This window comes from Allobosea sp. P4_C6, assembly GCF_056402015.1.
This window is the reverse complement of sequence record NZ_JBFUIF010000277.1, coordinates 1-1021: the sequence shown is the minus strand read 5'-3', so window position 1 is coordinate 1021 and position 1021 is coordinate 1. Positions and strand designations below refer to the sequence as shown.

General features: G+C 62.8%; 1 pseudogene. It reads left to right on the top strand.

The features are described 5' to 3' along the window. A pseudogene (locus AC1DVA_RS28640) lies at nucleotides 1-988 on the top strand (IS3 family transposase); the annotation flags it as partial. Nucleotides 989-1021 lie beyond the last annotated feature (33 nt).

Below are 1021 nucleotides of genomic sequence, written 5' to 3'. Positions count from 1 at the left end.
AGGATCTGGAGAAGGAGAACGAGCGGCTGCGCAAAGCCGTCTCGGATCTGACGTTGGAGAAGCTGATCCTCAAGGAAGCTGCCTCGGGAAACTACTGAGCCCCGCCCGTCGTCGCCGGTGCATCGACCACGCCATGATAAAGTTCGGCGTGTCGGAGCGGCTGGCGTGCCGGGTTCTGGGGCAGCATCGATCTACGCAAAGGAAACTGCCGACGGGTCGCGTCGATGATGCGGCGCTGACCGCCGACATTGTCGAGCTCGCCACCCAGTATGGCCGCTACGGCTACCGCCGGGTCGCGGCCATGCTGGAGACCGCCGGTTGGGCGGTGAACGTCAAACGCGTTGAGCGGATCTGGCGGCGGGAGGGGCTCAAGGTGCCGGCCAGGCAACCGAAGAAAGGCCGTCTCTGGCTGAATGACGGATCATGCATCCGGCTTCGGCCGGAACACCCCAACCATGTCTGGTCCTACGACTTTGTCGAGGATCGCACCCACAACGGTCGAAAATTCCGCATGCTGAACGTGATCGACGAGTTCACCCGGGAATGCATTGCGATCCGGATCGACCGGAAACTCAAAGCCACCGACGTCATCGATGTCCTGTCCGATCTTTTCATCCTGCGCGGCGTGCCCGGGCATGTTCGTTCGGACAACGGTCCCGAGTTCGTCGCCAAAGCAGTGCGGGATTGGATCGCAGCGGTCGGCGCGAAGACAGCCTTTATCGAGCCTGGCAGTCCTTGGGAGAACGGCTACTGCGAGAGCTTCAACTCCAAGCTGCGCGACGAACTCCTGAGCGGCGAGCTGTTCTACAGCCTCGCCGAGGCTCGGATCGTCATCGAGGGCTGGCGTCAGCACTACAATACCCGGCGCCCGCACTCCTCGCTCGGCTACAAGCCGCCAGCACCGGTCGCTGTGGTCTGGCCGCCTACGAAAACCCAACCCGCTTCGCCGGCCATCTCAACCGTGGCCGACAAGCCCACCATGCATTAGATTAGAACCGGGCCACCTGATGGGGGCAGGCCA